We start from the raw sequence: 14,241 nt of genomic DNA, 5'->3' as shown, positions 1-14,241 counted from the left end.
GACGTGGCCGAGGGGCGCCGGATCATCGCCGAGTCCGGCCTGCCCGAGCCCACCATGTGGATCCACTCCGGCGGCGGCCTCTACCCCTGGCACCTCCTGGAGCAGCCCCACCGCGTCGACGGCGACCTCGCCGACATCAGCGCGCTGTCGGAGCGGTGGCAGCAGATCATCAAGGCCTCGGCTGAACGCCTCGGCTACCACTACGGCGCAGGCGTCGGCGACCTGTCCCGCGTGCTCCGCATCCCCGGCACGGTCAACCGCAAGGTGGAGGGCCTCGGCCGGCCCTGCACCGTGCTCGAGGCCTCCGGCATCACCTACACCCTGGACCAGCTCCGGCAGATCGCTTACTCCATCGCCCTGCCCACCCCCGTCGCTCCGGCCCGCCAGGCTCCGCCGCCCCGGCCGCGGACCGCCCCCCGCTATCCCCGGGACGGTCGGTCCGTTCGACGCGCTCGCCGAGATCTGCGAATGGCGCGACCTGCTCGAACCAGAAGGCTGGACCTACGTCGGCTCCGAACGCGACGGCGCCGAGCTGTGGCTCCGCCCCGGCGGCACCTCCAAGTACTCCGCCCGCTGCGGCTACCACGGCGTGCCCGTCGCCGTCGTCCACTCCGAAGAAGCCGGCCTGCCGACCGGCGGCGGGAACAAGCTCACCCACGGCCGCCTGTTCGCCCACCTGCACTACCGAGGCGACGAGACCGCCGCCGCCAAGGACCTGCGCGCCGCCGCCGCAGGCGACCCCACCGCCGGACCGGCCGCCCGCGCGCTCCGCCCGCAGATTCTCGACCACATCCGCAACCGCTGCGGCATCCGCCCCTGGGAGCCCGACATCCCCTGGCCCACCGCCCCCGACGACCAGGCCCCCGAGGTCGGACCCGACGGCACCGTCGACGTCCGCAAGATGATGGCCACCGCCGACGAAGCCGACGTGCTCCGCGGCGTGTTCGTCACCCGCGACGTCCTGGCCCACCACACCTGGACCACGCCCCGCGACGACGAGCGCCACACCGTGCTGCCGCCGTTCCCCGTCCACACCCTGCCCGGCGACGTCGGCAAGTTCGTCGAAGCCGTCGCCACCTACATGCAGGTGCCCGTCGACCTGCCGTCGTTCGCCGTGTTCGGCGCGCTCGCCACCCTCGTCGGCGGCCACGCCACCATCACCGGCAAGTGGACCGAGAACGCCCTCAATCTGTTCCTCGCCGCGATCGCCGACTCCGGCGAGGGCAAGTCGCCCGCCGTCGGTGCCGTCACTGCCCCGATCTACGAACTCGAGCGCGACCTGCGCCGGGAGTACGACGACTCCTACGGCGACATGGCCGACCACTACGAGATCGCCGTCAAGACCCGCGACCGCCTCATCACGAAGATCGCCGACGCGACCGGGGCCAAGCGCACCCAGCTGATGGCCGAACTCGACGCCGTCAAGGCCGAGATCGCCGACAACACCCCGCCCCCGCGCCCGCAGCTGCTCGCCGGAGACGTCACCCCTGAAGTCCTCGGCCGCATCATGCACCGCACCGGCGGCCACATCGGCATCATCTCCGCGGAAGGCGGCTTCCTCGGCACCCTGTCCGGCCGCTACAACAAGGGCATCCCGAACCTCGAGCTCGTGCTCACGGCGTTCGACACCTCCGAGCCCTACCGGCTGGAGCGCATCACCCGCGACCCCTTCGAAGTCGAACGCCCCTCCCTGTCCCTGTCCCTGGCTGTCCAGCCCGTCGTCATCGCCGATGCCGTGAACTCCGCCGCCGTCGCCGACCGCGGCCTCATGAACCGCTTCCTGCTGGCCAACCCCGAATCGCTGGCCGGCCGCCGGGACAAGAACCCGCCGCGCGTCCCGCCGCACCTGGTCGACGCCTGGCGCGCCACCGTGCGGCGGGCCTTCTACGCCGTGCTGCCGAACGGCCGCCCGTTCGACGACGACGGGGCCCCGAAGCCGCCCGTGCCTATGCAGATCAGCGAGCACGCCGAGGCGCTCCACCTTCAGTGGCGGTGCCGTCTGGAAGAGCGGGTCGACCCCGACTCCGGCGATCTGGCCCCGATCAAGGGCTGGGCCAAGAAGCTCGAGGGACTCGTCTACCGCATCGCCGCGCTGCTGCACCTGGCCGCCGGGAGACCCGCCGAGGAGCCCGTGGACGAGGTTGTGATGGCCGACGCGCTGACGATCGCCGACTGGGCCATCCCGCACGCCGTGTCCGTGCTCGTGCCTCGGGAGGACAAGCCTGCCGGGCCCGTGGAGGAGGCGGCGGGTCACGTGCTGGCGTGGATCCGCCGCAAGCAGGTGGAGGAGTTCACCGTCGACACCGTGCGCGCGGAGCTGCGCGGCCGGTCCTGGGTCAAGCAGCACGGGGCCCAGGGCGTGAAGGCCGCCCTCGTCGCGCTGGCCGCGCAGGGCTGGATCGCCTCCGTCGAGCGCGCGGGGGCCGATGGGCGGCGGCTGTCGACGGCCTTGTTCGTGCCGCATCCGGAACTGCTTGGGAGGGTGCTGTGACTGTTCACTGTCCGCGACGTGCTTTCCGGTATCTCCGGTATCTCCCCGGTATGTGGGTACCGGATAGCAAACCGCATGCTGACCTGCGGAAACTCGCCTCTTCGGTATTTCCGGTATCTCCGGTATCCCTGGCACTCCGGATCACGGGGTGCGGGGGAGTGGCGGACCTTCGGATGTCACAGTGCGTGATGTACCGGAGAAGTACCGGACAGATACCGGGAAGGGCCCTGACATACCGGATAAGGCTGGTCAGGAAGCCTGTAGGGGAGTCCCTAAAGAGTAAGGGGTTTCAAGATCAAACTACTCTATGTATATATATCTACCCTCTAAGGGCACCACAGGGTGACCAACACCGCTCCCCGGTACACGACACGTACCGGAGATACCGGAAATACCGAAGAGCAACACAGCGTGACCACATCCGCCCCCTCAAAGGCGGCCGGTCATGACCCTCACCCAAGACACGCTCTTCGCCCTCGACACGCCCGAGCCCCCCAACCCGGCGAAGACCACCCCGCGGATCTCCGCGCACCGCGCCCAACCGCGCCGCGACACCGAAGACCGCGCCATGCCCTGCAACCCGACCTGCCTCACCTGCGGACAACCCACACCCGAAGACCAGACAGCCGACTGCATCGGCACCCTCCCGGTGGTCACCCCCTGCGCCACCGTCTGCCGGCACGTCGGCCGCCCCGCCGTCGCCGAAGTCTGCGTCGTCACCACACGCGTGACCGCAGTCGCCGACACCTCGCCCCACAGCGGCCGGACCATCGCCCTCGTCCTGTGCCCGTTCTGCGGCGAGGTCCACCACCACGCGGCCACGTACGGCGTCCGCTACCGCATCAGCGCCTGCGGCCGCCCGTACGTCGTCCACCTGCCCCGCCCCCGCCTCACCCCCGGAGGAACCGCCTGATGGCCACCACCCACGCCGCACAAGCCACAGCCGAGCGCGCCCACGAGCTCGTCGCCGCCCACCTCGCCAGGTTCCCCGGCCGCGAGTTCACCTCCCACGACCTCGCCCGCGTCCTCGGCCTCAGCAACACCACGGCGCGGACCGCGTTGCAGCGCCTCGCCGACGCCGGCCACGTCGAGATCACCCGGGCTCCCGACCCCGCCCTCGGCAAGCGCCTCAGCACCCGCTACCGCGCCACCACCACGACCACCGGAGCCCGCTCATGATCCGCGAAGACCGCTTCCTGATCTCCCGCCGCCCCTACGCCGTCGACCTCACCAGCCTCCGTATCACCAGCGAGAACGCCTACCCGGACGGCCGACGGTCCTACTGGTGCCGGGTCGACGCCGTCTGGTTCCGCCGCCGCAATGGCGTGACGGCCGCCTGTGTCGGCAACCTCCGGGACCTCCAGGACGAGCGCGCGGCCGACGCCGTCGAGTTCCTCGACCGCTTCACCGACGGCCGGTACGGCGGCGACTGCGAAGGCCGCTGGGACGGCGACACCTACTGGGGAGCCGGAGCGCCCGACGTGATCGAGCGGCACCTCGCGCTGCTGCGGCCGATGCTCGCCGCCTTCCCGGCGGTCCCGGACGGCTACGACGGCTGGTGGCGGTTCTGATGGCCGAGACCTCGCCGAACGGCTGCACCCACTGCGGCATCGAGCAGCGTCTCCACGCCCGCCGCTGGACCCAGGCCGCCGGCTGGCGCCAGTGGACCCCACCGACCGACGCACAGCGCCTCGAACGCATGCGAGCCCGCCGCGCCGACACCACGACAACCGGAGACACCCGATGAGCCACCAGACCACCGCCGAGGAACTCCGCGCCGCCGCCGCACGGCTGCGCTCGACACCAATCCACCCCGCCACCCACAACGCCGACATCGTCAAAGTCGGCGGCGACTACCTGGCAGCCTGCGTGGACTGCGGAACGTGCGCCGAAGCGGACGCGGTCCCCGCCGGACTGCTTGCCGCCCTCCTGAACGCCCGCGCCCCGCTCGCCGACCTGCTGGAGCGCATGGCGGTCGTCGCCGAGAACGCCCACCCGGGCTACAAGATCCACGCCCTCGACGCCGCTCTCACGGCCGCCCGCACCATCACCACAGGCAGCCCCGCCGACACCCCGGCCATGGTCACCGCCCAGCACGCCGCGATCCGCGACGACGAACGCCACCGCATTGCCGCCCACCTGCAAGCCCGCGCCAAGGCCATCGAGGACACCCGAGGTGAGAACCGGGACTGGCTCGCCGAGCAGTTCGCCACCCACCTGCCCACCCTGCCCATCGGCGGCGCCGTCCAGGGCGACCCCCGCACCATCGCGATCGAGGCCTACCGCGGCATCGCCTTCATCCTCACCGCGGACATCCCGCCCGCCCCAGAGGTCCCGGAAGCCCCACACGCGGCCCTGAGCGCCACAGAGCCGGACGCGCGCCCCCAACCCCCGGTGTGTCCGGACCCTGAAACCCGCACAGACGATCACAGCCCCGCGAAGGAAGCCCCGTGAAAAAGATCCCGACCATCCTCACCCGCGACTGGAACGGCAACCCCAAGCACGTCACCCGCGAACCGAACCCCGACTGCGCCTGGGTCTTCGACGGCGAGGGCACACCCACCGTCAAATGGGACGGCACCTGCGTCATGCTCGACGACCACGGCGCCTGGTGGGCCCGCCGCGAAGTCAAGCCCGGCAAGACGCCCCCGCCCAGCTTCCAGGCCATCTCCACCGATGAGGAGACCGGCAAGACCATCGGCTGGGAGCCCGTCGAGCAGTCCTCGTTCGCCAAGGCCTTCCACGAGGCGCTCGCCAACACCCCGGCCCACGAGACGGGCACCTACGAACTGCTCGGGCCCAAGGTCAACGGCAACCCGGACGGCTTCGACGGCCACGTCCTCATGCGCCACGGCTGCGCACCGCTCAACCTCCGCCGCGAAGCGCCCTCGCACCCCGCGACTACGACGGGCTCGCGGCCTTCCTGACCGGCTGGGACCACGAGGGCATCGTCTGGCACCACCCCGACGGACGCATGGCCAAGATCAAGGCCCGCGACTTCCCCAGGAACGGCGCTCGTGGCTGACCCCTTGAGCAGCGACGACCTCATGAGGCAAGCCGGGGCCCGCTGGTGCGAGGAGCACAACCGCTGGGAGTGCACCAAGCGCTCCAAGCGCCGCCCCGGCGACCACTGCCACGCCTCGGCGATTCGCGGCACCGCGGTGTGCCGAAACCATGGCGGGCAGTCCACCGAGTTGCTGAAGGCGAAGGGCGAGGCCATCACCGCGTGGTCCGCGCTGTCGGGCCAGGCGGTCGTCAGCCACACCGAGGCCGTGCTCGGCATGCTGCAGATGTCCTGGCTGCGCGCACACCTGTACGCGGGCCTCCTGGAGCGGCAGTTCACCGACGCCCAAGACCAGGACGCGGACGGCGGCCCCGCCGGGCTCGGCGGGGGAGACCCCGAACTCGGCCCCGGCGCCGGGCTCGTCGGCCACACCCACGGCGCCGTCAAAGACATCGGGATCTACGTCACCGGCGAAGCCGCCCGCGCGCTGACCGTCCTCGAAGGCCAGGAACGCGACCGCGTCGTCCGCTACGCCAAGACCGCGCACGACATGGGCATCGCCGAAGCGCAGGTGCGGATCGCCGAGCAGACGGGGCAGCAGCTGGCGGAGGTGATCCGCCGCACCGCCGACGCCCTCCTCCTCGCCGTGGTGGGGCTGGTGACCGAGACCGCCGGCCGCGAAGGCACCGTGGGGGAGCGGCTCGCCGCCGCCCTCGACGCCGCCGTCCGCGCCGCGTGGCCGGGCTGGCTGTCCACGATCGTCCCGCAGCAAATCGCCGCCGTCACAGCCGGGGGCGAGGCCTAATGCTCACGCCGAACATGACCCTCGGCGAACATGAAGCCAGGCGATGTTCACCCCTCCTGACCTGCACAAGGACGTTAACGACGTTTTGTGCTTGGGTGCCCCGCGACTTGCACCAGCAACCGCAGGAGACACCCATGCCGACCGGCCCCCGCACCTACGTCACCGTCGAGATCGTCCACCCCGACGGCACAACCGTCGCCCAGCGATGGATCGGCGCCCCGAACGTCGCCGATCAGTTCGTCGCCGCCTTCGGCCAACCCGTGACCGAGTGGATCGAAACCGACGACGGCAGCGCCGGCTACTCCGACGCTTACCCGATCAACGAGGACGGCTCCGAGCCGGAGTGACCAACCGTGGCGGGTCCGCCGGCCGCGGGCCCGCCACCAGCCCCCTTGACCACGAGAGAAGACCCGATGTCGCTGTTGACCAAGCCCCGCACTCTCGCCGGGATCACCGGCACCCGGCCCATGCGCCGCGTCCTGCTCGCCCTGCTGACGGACGCGACCAACCTGTCCGGCCTGATCCTGTCCCAGCTCGCCGGCATCAGCCCCGCCCGCGTGTACATCTGCCTCGACCAGCTCGAACTCGAAGGCTGGATCACCGGCACCTGGCAGAACGCCCCGTACCCGCGCCGCCGCTTCTACCAGCTCACCCCGGCCGGGTGGTCGAACGCGTACGAGCTGCTCGGCCTGGACCGATCGGAGGCCCGCCGTGGCTGACTACTCGCGCCGCGAGCGCACGAAGACCTGGGTCGAGTACGCCCTGCCCAACCCGACGAACTGGGGCCAGGTCGGCCGCGTCATCGCCGTCCTCAACCAGGAGCTCGGCGAAGACCGCGCCCGGTGGGACGACGTCGTCGAGGTCCTCGCCACCGACGAGGAGATCATCTTCCGCTACGAGAAGGAGACCGGCCGTGGCTGAACCGACCCCGACCTTCGTGTACGACTCCCGCGACCCCGACACCCACGGCCTCGAAGGCACCCCCGCCTGGAACCGGCTGCTCGACTGGATGCGCACCCAGCACATGACCCCGGAGGAGACGCGCCGCCTGGAGCTGTACGACCTGCACGGCCAGTGGTTCGCCCGCACGCTGGAGTACACCCCGGGCCGGATGGGCGGCCGACTGTTCGTGCCGGCCTAGGCGAGTGGGTCCAGCACACCGGCACATACGTGCTCACCACCCCGCCGCCCGCCATGCCCAAGGGCGGTGCCCAGTGAGCATCCCCTCCGGAGATTGGCCCACCCTCGCCCGCACCGTCCGCGAACGCCGCCAACAGCTCGGCATCCCCACCCAACAAGCCGCCGCCGAACGAGCAGGCCTATCCCTGAACTCCTGGCAACGCCTCGAAGCCGGCACACCCGTCAGCGTCCGCACCGTGCAGGCCGCGGCCCGGGTGCTCGGCTGGAGACCGGGCGCGTTGATGGCGGTCCTGAATGGCCACCCGGCCCCCGACGCGCCTGCGCCTGCGGAGGCTGAGCCCGGCGCGGTGCTGCCGGTGGATCGGCCCGCGCTGGTCTACCTGGGCACGGACGGCTCCATCGTGCAGCTCGACCGGGCCGACCTCACCACGATGCCCGCCCGGGAGCGGGCGTTGTGCGTGGCGCTGCTCGACCACGCCCGCCACCAACTCGACCAGGCCGGCGTCTCAGCGGTCGCCTACCACGCCGCCCGCATCCCCACCACCCACGACCACCAGGAAGACCCCCATGCCTGACATTCCGGCGGAAGCCGTCCAAGCCGCAGCCGAGGCGATCGGGCGCGAACACCGTGAAAGCCGAGAGTGGGACACGGAAGCGTTCGCCCGCGCCGCCCTTGAGGCCGCCGCCCCGTTTATCGCTGGCCAGGAGCGCGCCCGCATCGCCGCCCACCTCCGCGGCATCCCCGACGACGACCAGGGCTTCCGGACCGGCACCCGGCGGTTCATCGACCGGCACGACCGCCTGCGCGAGGGATCCAGCATCGTCGCTGTGCTCCTCGCGGCGGCCGACGAGATCGAACACGGGACCGCCAAATGACCAGCTCACGCACCGTAACAACCCCCGAGATCACCCAAGGGAACGAAGCTTCCCGCAAGGAACCCGCTGGCGACGGGGACGGGCCGATGCTCGGCGATTGCCTTCTGCATCTCACTCACCACGACATGCAGCCGGAGTGCTGGCAAGCGGCCATCGAGCACTACATGGGTTTCCTCGACGAGGTCCTCCAACGCCCCGTCCAGCCCGACCTCGACACCATGCGCACCGAAGGCCGCGACCGGTACAAGGCCGACTACGAGCGGGCCCTGCTCAACGCCCTCCGCGCCGACGAACCCCACCCCAAGGACACCGACAATGGCTGACCTGCCCCGTATCGCCGAACTGCTACGCAGGATCGCCGACCGCATCGACTACCGCGGAGCGCCGAAACTCACCGGCTTCTCGTTCACCTTCGAGGCCGGCGAAGGCATCCGCTGGCGCGACGACGGCAAGGGCTGCCCGGTCGCCTACCTGGGCGAGGAGCAGTACGAGCGCGCCCACACCGAAGCCGACTCCAACCGCCCCCGCCCAGCTACGAGAGGAATTGATCATGAGTGAGGGCCTGACTGGCGCCCAGATCCTGGACACGCCCATGCCGCCCAACGACGCCGACGCCGCCACGATCAGGGACTACCTGATCGCGCTCCTCTCCCTCGTGTGGGACCACGGCGAGGGGTTCAACGGCAAACGCCCCTTCGGCAACTCCAGCTGGCAGTACGAGCTGTACGCGGCCCTCGCCCGGGCAGGCCACATCAAGGCCACGTTCGACGAAGACGGCTACCTCGACGACGTGGACGACACGAAGGGCCGAAAGCTCATCTCGGAGGCGATCCGCGCCCTGTCCGGGACCGCTTCCCCGGAAGGGCCGACGTCGCGATGAACCTGAGAACCGCCATAATCGCCCTGAGAATCCTCGCGGCCCTGGGCATCCTCAGCGCGCTCGTCTCCATCGGCGCCACGATCTGGCACCTCGCGGCGGGAGGCCCGGTCCGGGACCGGGATGCGCAGGCGCTGGTCCTGGACGTCTTCCTCATCGCCTTCATCGCATGGATGACGCGGGAGATCGGCCCCACGAACCGCGACAAGGGGCCGACTTCGTGAGCACCGCCGATGTCCACGTCCGCCTCACCGCCGACACCCGCCGGTTCGCCCGTGCGATCCGCGCCGCCCAGCGGGCCATCGCCAAACGCCTCGCCCCGGTCAGGGCCGCGCAGCAGGCGCACCGAGCCCGCACCCGCCGAATGAAGACCACCTACCACCGAAGGAACCGCTGATGCCCAACCTCAAGACCCAGCTCGCCGCCGGAATCCGCCGAGGCCCAGAAAGCCTCGACATCCCCTTCGCCGTGCTCCAAGTCGTCACCGGCGCAGCCCTGGCCGCCTGGGACTTCATCCTCGGCCCCGGCGGACACCTCGCCTTCACCGAAGCCGCCGTCGCCATCTGGGCCCTCGCCTACATCGTCGAGAAGCGCAAGCGCCGCCAGGCCGAAGCCCAGCTCACCGCGCACCGGCAGGAACACCCGCACACGCCCACGCCTTAAAACGGCAGGAAGGGGCAGCCCCCGCCAGGGCCACCCCTCCCAACAGCCAATCACCGACGTCACCGGCACCTCAAAGGCTAACGAATCGGGGAGCCGACAATGCCCACCACGGACCCGTACACGCCCGCCGGAGCTTGCATGGGCGGATGCAACCACCGCAACCGCACCACATGGGCCGCCTACCAGCGCGCCGTCGAAGACCACGCCGACCAAATCGACACCTGGTTCCGCAACGGCCAGGAGGGCGAGCCGCCGGCCGAGCCCGACCAGCCCACCATCTACTGGAAGCCCGGCAACCCGCTGTTCTGCGAGCGCGACATCGCCGCCACCCGCCGCAGCCTGTTGGAGCTGGACACGCAGGCCGCCCAACTCGCCGCCACCAGCGACGGCCACCGCGCCCGCGGCGGCGGAGGCGACGGCCGCGTCTCCGGCTCCAAGACCTCCGGCTCCGTGTCCCCAGCCGCCGACATCCTCGACCGCCTCGTCGGCGACCTGTTCGACGTCGAAGACGAATGGCGCTCCCTGCGCGGCTACCAACCGCGCCCAACCACCCCGGTCGGCCCCCGCGGCTCACACCCCCGCTCCCGCACCATCGGCTGGCTCGCCGACCACCTGGCCGACATCCTCGCCCACGAGGACATGACCGGCCTGCCGCGGAAGGTCTTCAACTGGGAGCGCATCCTCCGGCACCTCAACAAAGACGCCCGCCCGAGCACCAGCTCGCCGATCCGCTGTCCCCGACCCACCTGCGGCGAACGCCGCGTCGCCTGGGACGACGAACGGCACTACTACGCCTGCGGGGCCTGCGGCAACATCATCTATGAGACCGAGCACGACGAGCACGAACGCGAACAGGCCGAAGCCGCCGACCTCGCGCGGCTGGAGTCGTCGCTGCCGTCGGCCGTCGCGCACCAGGTCCTCACCCCCGGCCCACGGGATGACGCCGAGACCCGTACGGCCGGCACCCTCCCGGTGGTGGACCCGATCCGGATCGACCCCGACACCCTGCGGCTCATCCTCCGCGCGCCGTACAACCGGCCGCTCACTGAGGCCGAGATCCTCACGCTGCCCTGGCCGCCCTGCCCGTCCTGTAGCGGCAGCATCCACGTCGAGCACACCATCGTCGAGCGGGCCGGCAAGGCCGCGGCCACGGTCGGCGGCCGGCCCCTGCCCGCCATCGCACCCGAGCGCCACGCCATGCCCAAGTTCTGGCGCTGCATCGGCACTCAGGACGAGCCGGCCTGCGGCGCCGAAGGCTCCGCGTGACCGGCCCGGCCAGGGGAGAATGGGGGAGTCGTGTTGCCCTCTCCCGCCCCCGTGACCGTCGTCCCCTGCCTCAGTTCGGACGACGTCCTGCTGCTGCCCGGCCACTGGCCGGTCCGCCTGACACCCGAGGAGCGGCGCGAGCTGGCGGCGCAGCTGCTCGCCTACGACCAGGAGGACGAGCGTGATCGACCCTGACATTGAGCGGTTCCTGGACACGGTCGAGGACATGTTCGCCCGGCAGACCGCGACGCGGAACGCGACCCGGCACGCGGTCGTTGATCTGAACGCCGCCCGCATGCGTGCTCGGGCCCGGCTGGCCGAGTTGCAAGCCGACCTCGACGGGAGGCACCAGTCATGAGCGCTCGCCGCCTCCGCTCGCTGGCCGCGATCGCAGCAGGCTCTACGACCGGCTTCGCCATGGTCACCGCCGTGTTCGCCATCGCCCACCAGGACTGGCGGCGCGCGGTCCTCGCCGTCGCCCTGCTCGCCGCCGCGCTGCTCGTCTGGCGGGCGGCCCGACCGGTGGGGTCACCGCGCCCGGCCACCAGGAGGGCGCCGGCCGTTCGGCCCGGCTGCACCCACCCGGCCGCGATGCCCGTCACCTCGACCGTCACCGGCCAGACCCTCGCCGCCCTGTGCCCGGCCTGCGACACCCAGCTCCCCACCTCGGTCCTCACCTCGTCGGCCGCCTACGCCGGGCTCCGCGCGGACACCGCCGCGATCCACGGCATCCTTACTGACCTTGTCGGCGGCCTGCGCGGCAGCGGTGTGCTCGACTGCCCGCACCACCAGACGATCGACGTCACCGCGATGGGCGATCGGCACCAGCGACGGCAGTGCCTCGACTGCGGCGCAACCTGGGCCGAGGCCAGCTCGTGCTGGCCAGCGGGAATGTTCTAGGGGGAATGTGATGGACGACCCGATCACCCGGCTACGCGCCCAGATCGAAAGCCGCCTGGCCAAGACCAAGGCCGCCACACAGGGCGAATGGGAGGCAGCAGGCGGCGTAATCCACGTTGGCCACATCACCAACGAGATCGTGGAATGGGTCCACGACGACCACGACGCCGAGCACATCGCGGCCAACCAGCCCTCCCAAGTGATTCGGGACTGCGAGGCCGACCTGAAGCTCCTCGACGCGCACCTCGGCTACTACGGGCCTGGCGACGACGAGTTCCTCCCGATCCCCACCCTGACCATCCTCGCGACGAAGTACGGCATCCAGCCCGAGAGTGAGGCGTCGTGAACGAGCTGATCACCTGGCTCCGCGCCACGATCGAAGGCGACCTCGCCAAGGCAAAGGCCGCCAACGACAGCTCCGTGGAGTGGGCCGCGCAGTACGCCGGGGACTGCGCACTCGACGCCGAGGCCGAGCACATCCAGGCCAACCTCCCGCGCGATGCGGTCGCCCGCTGCGAGGCCGATCTCGCCATCCTGGATGAGCATGCACCCGGCTGGGTTGGGCTCAAGATGGAGCGCCAGGTGTGCATGGTCCACGACCCGAGGAGCGGCGATTCCTGGCCATGCCGTACGGTCCGCCTGCTCGCCCGGGGGTATCGTCACCGGCCCGGCTGGCAGCAAGGATGGGCGCCATGACCCGCCCGCCGACCAAGGTGATCGATCAGGACGGTAAGTCCGTCATTTGGGCCGCCGTCTACATGCGGTACGGAGTCCAAGGCCAGGAAGAGTACGCGTCCCTCGACGAGGCCGTGGCCTGCCAGGTGTTCGGCAGGGACTACAACGCGCACGCGCCGATGCACATCCTCGGCCCGGATGGCGCCGTCGTGCTTGATGGCGAGGAGCTGGAGGAAGCGATGCGGAAGTGGCGGGAAGACGAGCAGCGGGAGATTGAGCCGTGACCCGCCATGTTGAGCCCGAGGTGTTCCTCGTCGGCAAACCGTCCGTCGACTATGACGAGCTGGCCCGCTACCTCCGCGAAGTGGGTGGGGAGTCCTGGCTTGAGCGGCTGGAGCGCGGCGAGTTCGACGCTCAGAATCTCGCCGAGTTCGCCGGCAGGTTGTGCTACCGGTCGTTCGAGCCGGGCCTGAACCCCAACGTCACGAGGGTGCGCACCGACCAGGAGGCGTACCTGCACAACATCCTCGCCTCCGCCCACGGGTCCGTGCTCGAACACCTCAGCTTCAGCTTCGTGCTGCACAACGTCTCGCGGGTGCTCACCCACGAGCTGGTACGCCACCGGCCCGGGGTGGCGATCTCGCAGGAGTCCCTCCGCTTCGTCCGCCTGGACGAGCTGCCGTTCTGGTTCCCAGACTGGGCGCGCGAGGACGCCGAGCTGATGAAGCGCGCTGGCGAGATGCTCGACCGGATGGAGGAGTTCCAGATCTGGGCGGCCGGCCACTTCGGCCTGGACGACGACGGCGTCGACTTCGCTCACAAGAAGCACCGCACCTCGTTCATGCGCCGCTTCGCCCCCGAAGGTCTGGCGACAGGCCTGGTCTGGACGGCCAACGTCCGCACCCTGCGGCACACGATCGAGGCCCGCACCGCCCAGGGGGCGGAGGAGGAGATCCGCCTCGTCTTCAACCGCATCGGGGAGATCATGCGGGCCGAGTGCCCGGCCCTATTCGGCGACTACCAGGTGCAGGACGGGGCGTGGATCCCCGGCTGGAGGAAAGTCTGATGTTCACAATCGAGCAGGCGCCTGAGGTGCTCCCCGTCGGCACCCGCGTCCGCCACCGATACCGCGACGACTGGGCCGGCACCGTCGCCCCGCGCCCCGAAGGCAAGTCCCGGACAGGGCAGGTCTACGACGGCGACGTGTCCGGCTGGTGTGTCGCCGTGAACGTCGAGTGGGACGACAGGGGACACCTGTGGACCAATCCCCGCGAGCTCGCGAAGCTCGACGCGGAGGCCCCGCTGCCTGACGTCTTCCAGATGATGGCCGAAGGCCTCACGAGATTCAGTGAGGGCTTCGCCTTGGTGCAGCGCACCATGCAGGCGTCCGGCGCGATGGGGCTGGCCTACCGGGGCGACCTCGACCAGTTGCGTGCCGCCCTCGCGGAGCTGCCCGCCGAGCAGGTGCGGGAGATCTCGGCCGCCGCCGCGCTGCTGGCCTCCACCGCCGACGAGGTGCTTACGGACGCAGGATGATGGGCCGC

General features: G+C 70.7%; 29 protein-coding genes. All 29 read left to right on the top strand.

Translation table 11 applies throughout. From position 1 onward, the window contains the following. Positions 1-589: 589 nt before the first annotated feature. On the top strand, positions 590-2,491 hold the full coding sequence (locus B1L11_RS06645; protein ID WP_079313670.1) for a YfjI family protein: 1,902 nt from the start codon (positions 590-592) through the stop codon (positions 2,489-2,491). A 445-nt stretch (positions 2,492-2,936) separates the two neighbouring features. After that, positions 2,937-3,404 carry a hypothetical protein gene (locus tag B1L11_RS06640; protein ID WP_079313669.1) on the top strand — a complete coding sequence of 156 codons (468 nt, stop codon included), beginning with the start codon at positions 2,937-2,939 and terminating at the stop codon, positions 3,402-3,404. Continuing rightward, positions 3,404-3,670 (top strand): helix-turn-helix domain-containing protein, encoded by a 267-nt coding sequence (locus B1L11_RS06635; RefSeq protein ID WP_079313668.1) that lies wholly within the window; start codon positions 3,404-3,406, stop codon positions 3,668-3,670. The genes B1L11_RS06640 and B1L11_RS06635 overlap by 1 nt, the downstream gene beginning before the upstream one ends. Further along, positions 3,667-4,062, top strand: a complete 396-nt coding sequence (locus B1L11_RS06630; RefSeq protein WP_079313667.1) for a hypothetical protein — start codon at positions 3,667-3,669, stop codon at positions 4,060-4,062. Before B1L11_RS06635 ends, B1L11_RS06630 begins: the two co-directional genes overlap by 4 nt. After that, the gene (locus tag B1L11_RS06625; RefSeq protein ID WP_079313666.1) at positions 4,050-4,238 is read left to right on the top strand and encodes a hypothetical protein; all 189 of its coding nucleotides are present in this window, start codon (positions 4,050-4,052) and stop codon (positions 4,236-4,238) included. Before B1L11_RS06630 ends, B1L11_RS06625 begins: the two co-directional genes overlap by 13 nt. After that, positions 4,235-4,945 carry a hypothetical protein gene (locus tag B1L11_RS06620; RefSeq protein ID WP_079313665.1) on the top strand — a complete coding sequence of 237 codons (711 nt, stop codon included), beginning with the start codon at positions 4,235-4,237 and terminating at the stop codon, positions 4,943-4,945. The genes B1L11_RS06625 and B1L11_RS06620 overlap by 4 nt, the downstream gene beginning before the upstream one ends. Beyond that, positions 4,942-5,418: a hypothetical protein gene (locus B1L11_RS06615; protein WP_218670939.1), complete on the top strand. Its 477-nt coding sequence runs from the start codon at positions 4,942-4,944 to the stop codon at positions 5,416-5,418. The genes B1L11_RS06620 and B1L11_RS06615 overlap by 4 nt, the downstream gene beginning before the upstream one ends. Positions 5,419-5,508: 90 nt before the next feature. Beyond that, entirely contained in the window at positions 5,509-6,300 is a 792-nt protein-coding gene (locus tag B1L11_RS06610; RefSeq protein ID WP_143737058.1) for a hypothetical protein, read from the top strand. A 134-nt stretch (positions 6,301-6,434) separates the two neighbouring features. After that, positions 6,435-6,647, top strand: a complete 213-nt coding sequence (locus B1L11_RS06605; protein WP_079313663.1) for a hypothetical protein — start codon at positions 6,435-6,437, stop codon at positions 6,645-6,647. A gap of 66 nt (positions 6,648-6,713) precedes the next feature. Next, a complete protein-coding gene (locus B1L11_RS06600) occupies positions 6,714-7,019 on the top strand; it encodes a helix-turn-helix transcriptional regulator (protein WP_079313662.1) in 306 nt (101 codons plus the stop codon). After that, positions 7,012-7,221, top strand: coding sequence for a hypothetical protein (locus tag B1L11_RS06595; RefSeq protein WP_079313661.1), 210 nt, complete (start codon positions 7,012-7,014; stop codon positions 7,219-7,221). The genes B1L11_RS06600 and B1L11_RS06595 overlap by 8 nt, the downstream gene beginning before the upstream one ends. Continuing rightward, positions 7,214-7,441: a hypothetical protein gene (locus B1L11_RS06590; protein ID WP_079313660.1), complete on the top strand. Its 228-nt coding sequence runs from the start codon at positions 7,214-7,216 to the stop codon at positions 7,439-7,441. The genes B1L11_RS06595 and B1L11_RS06590 overlap by 8 nt, the downstream gene beginning before the upstream one ends. A gap of 73 nt (positions 7,442-7,514) precedes the next feature. Continuing rightward, positions 7,515-8,015, top strand: coding sequence for a helix-turn-helix transcriptional regulator (locus tag B1L11_RS06585; protein WP_179155010.1), 501 nt, complete (start codon positions 7,515-7,517; stop codon positions 8,013-8,015). Further along, positions 8,008-8,316: a hypothetical protein gene (locus B1L11_RS46555; RefSeq protein WP_079313658.1), complete on the top strand. Its 309-nt coding sequence runs from the start codon at positions 8,008-8,010 to the stop codon at positions 8,314-8,316. Before B1L11_RS06585 ends, B1L11_RS46555 begins: the two co-directional genes overlap by 8 nt. A gap of 86 nt (positions 8,317-8,402) precedes the next feature. After that, complete coding sequence (locus B1L11_RS06575) at positions 8,403-8,639, top strand: hypothetical protein (protein ID WP_079313657.1); 237 nt, start codon at positions 8,403-8,405, stop codon at positions 8,637-8,639. Then, a complete protein-coding gene (locus B1L11_RS06570; protein WP_079313656.1) occupies positions 8,632-8,874 on the top strand; it encodes a hypothetical protein in 243 nt (80 codons plus the stop codon). The genes B1L11_RS06575 and B1L11_RS06570 overlap by 8 nt, the downstream gene beginning before the upstream one ends. Further along, the gene (locus tag B1L11_RS06565; RefSeq protein ID WP_079313655.1) at positions 8,867-9,196 is read left to right on the top strand and encodes a hypothetical protein; all 330 of its coding nucleotides are present in this window, start codon (positions 8,867-8,869) and stop codon (positions 9,194-9,196) included. The genes B1L11_RS06570 and B1L11_RS06565 overlap by 8 nt, the downstream gene beginning before the upstream one ends. Beyond that, entirely contained in the window at positions 9,193-9,417 is a 225-nt protein-coding gene (locus B1L11_RS06560; RefSeq protein WP_079313654.1) for a hypothetical protein, read from the top strand. The genes B1L11_RS06565 and B1L11_RS06560 overlap by 4 nt, the downstream gene beginning before the upstream one ends. Beyond that, a complete protein-coding gene (locus B1L11_RS46550; RefSeq protein ID WP_179155009.1) occupies positions 9,414-9,590 on the top strand; it encodes a hypothetical protein in 177 nt (58 codons plus the stop codon). Before B1L11_RS06560 ends, B1L11_RS46550 begins: the two co-directional genes overlap by 4 nt. Beyond that, entirely contained in the window at positions 9,590-9,856 is a 267-nt protein-coding gene (locus B1L11_RS06555) for a hypothetical protein (RefSeq protein WP_079313653.1), read from the top strand. The genes B1L11_RS46550 and B1L11_RS06555 overlap by 1 nt, the downstream gene beginning before the upstream one ends. Before the next feature lie 99 nt (positions 9,857-9,955). Continuing rightward, positions 9,956-11,122, top strand: coding sequence for a hypothetical protein (locus tag B1L11_RS06550; protein ID WP_143737056.1), 1,167 nt, complete (start codon positions 9,956-9,958; stop codon positions 11,120-11,122). Positions 11,123-11,152: 30 nt separating this feature from the next. Then, the gene (locus tag B1L11_RS46545) at positions 11,153-11,317 is read left to right on the top strand and encodes a hypothetical protein (protein WP_179155008.1); all 165 of its coding nucleotides are present in this window, start codon (positions 11,153-11,155) and stop codon (positions 11,315-11,317) included. Beyond that, entirely contained in the window at positions 11,304-11,480 is a 177-nt protein-coding gene (locus B1L11_RS46540; protein WP_179155007.1) for a hypothetical protein, read from the top strand. The genes B1L11_RS46545 and B1L11_RS46540 overlap by 14 nt, the downstream gene beginning before the upstream one ends. Next, positions 11,477-12,022: a hypothetical protein gene (locus tag B1L11_RS06545; protein WP_143737054.1), complete on the top strand. Its 546-nt coding sequence runs from the start codon at positions 11,477-11,479 to the stop codon at positions 12,020-12,022. Before B1L11_RS46540 ends, B1L11_RS06545 begins: the two co-directional genes overlap by 4 nt. 10 nt (positions 12,023-12,032) lie before the next feature. Next, positions 12,033-12,368, top strand: a complete 336-nt coding sequence (locus B1L11_RS06540; protein WP_079313650.1) for a DUF6221 family protein — start codon at positions 12,033-12,035, stop codon at positions 12,366-12,368. Continuing rightward, positions 12,365-12,718, top strand: a complete 354-nt coding sequence (locus tag B1L11_RS06535; RefSeq protein ID WP_079313649.1) for a DUF6221 family protein — start codon at positions 12,365-12,367, stop codon at positions 12,716-12,718. The genes B1L11_RS06540 and B1L11_RS06535 overlap by 4 nt, the downstream gene beginning before the upstream one ends. Further along, positions 12,715-12,981, top strand: a complete 267-nt coding sequence (locus B1L11_RS06530) for a hypothetical protein (protein WP_079313648.1) — start codon at positions 12,715-12,717, stop codon at positions 12,979-12,981. Before B1L11_RS06535 ends, B1L11_RS06530 begins: the two co-directional genes overlap by 4 nt. Continuing rightward, positions 12,978-13,763: an FAD-dependent thymidylate synthase gene (thyX, locus tag B1L11_RS06525; RefSeq protein WP_079313647.1), complete on the top strand. Its 786-nt coding sequence runs from the start codon at positions 12,978-12,980 to the stop codon at positions 13,761-13,763. The genes B1L11_RS06530 and thyX overlap by 4 nt, the downstream gene beginning before the upstream one ends. Further along, a complete protein-coding gene (locus B1L11_RS06520; RefSeq protein ID WP_079313646.1) occupies positions 13,763-14,233 on the top strand; it encodes a hypothetical protein in 471 nt (156 codons plus the stop codon). Before thyX ends, B1L11_RS06520 begins: the two co-directional genes overlap by 1 nt. Positions 14,234-14,241 lie beyond the last annotated feature (8 nt).

Origin of the sequence: Microbispora sp. GKU 823 (assembly GCF_002027145.1) — a bacterium.
GTDB lineage: Bacteria > Actinomycetota > Actinomycetes > Streptosporangiales > Streptosporangiaceae > Microbispora > Microbispora siamensis.
This window is presented reverse-complemented; position numbering and strand designations above follow the sequence as displayed.

Coding starts and splice junctions, on each gene's coding strand:
- B1L11_RS06565 (WP_079313655.1), top strand. CDS start 8,867: ATGAGTGAGGGCCTGACTGGCGCCCAGATCCTGGACACGCCCATGCCG.
- B1L11_RS06620 (WP_079313665.1), top strand. CDS start 4,235: ATGAGCCACCAGACCACCGCCGAGGAACTCCGCGCCGCCGCCGCACGG.
- B1L11_RS06640 (WP_079313669.1), top strand. CDS start 2,937: ATGACCCTCACCCAAGACACGCTCTTCGCCCTCGACACGCCCGAGCCC.
- B1L11_RS06530 (WP_079313648.1), top strand. CDS start 12,715: ATGACCCGCCCGCCGACCAAGGTGATCGATCAGGACGGTAAGTCCGTC.
- B1L11_RS06545 (WP_143737054.1), top strand. CDS start 11,477: ATGAGCGCTCGCCGCCTCCGCTCGCTGGCCGCGATCGCAGCAGGCTCT.
- B1L11_RS06635 (WP_079313668.1), top strand. CDS start 3,404: ATGGCCACCACCCACGCCGCACAAGCCACAGCCGAGCGCGCCCACGAG.
- B1L11_RS06570 (WP_079313656.1), top strand. CDS start 8,632: ATGGCTGACCTGCCCCGTATCGCCGAACTGCTACGCAGGATCGCCGAC.
- B1L11_RS06520 (WP_079313646.1), top strand. CDS start 13,763: ATGTTCACAATCGAGCAGGCGCCTGAGGTGCTCCCCGTCGGCACCCGC.
- B1L11_RS06600 (WP_079313662.1), top strand. CDS start 6,714: ATGTCGCTGTTGACCAAGCCCCGCACTCTCGCCGGGATCACCGGCACC.
- B1L11_RS06550 (WP_143737056.1), top strand. CDS start 9,956: ATGCCCACCACGGACCCGTACACGCCCGCCGGAGCTTGCATGGGCGGA.
- B1L11_RS06560 (WP_079313654.1), top strand. CDS start 9,193: ATGAACCTGAGAACCGCCATAATCGCCCTGAGAATCCTCGCGGCCCTG.
- B1L11_RS06540 (WP_079313650.1), top strand. CDS start 12,033: ATGGACGACCCGATCACCCGGCTACGCGCCCAGATCGAAAGCCGCCTG.
- B1L11_RS46555 (WP_079313658.1), top strand. CDS start 8,008: ATGCCTGACATTCCGGCGGAAGCCGTCCAAGCCGCAGCCGAGGCGATC.
- B1L11_RS06575 (WP_079313657.1), top strand. CDS start 8,403: ATGCTCGGCGATTGCCTTCTGCATCTCACTCACCACGACATGCAGCCG.
- B1L11_RS06555 (WP_079313653.1), top strand. CDS start 9,590: ATGCCCAACCTCAAGACCCAGCTCGCCGCCGGAATCCGCCGAGGCCCA.
- B1L11_RS06605 (WP_079313663.1), top strand. CDS start 6,435: ATGCCGACCGGCCCCCGCACCTACGTCACCGTCGAGATCGTCCACCCC.
- B1L11_RS06630 (WP_079313667.1), top strand. CDS start 3,667: ATGATCCGCGAAGACCGCTTCCTGATCTCCCGCCGCCCCTACGCCGTC.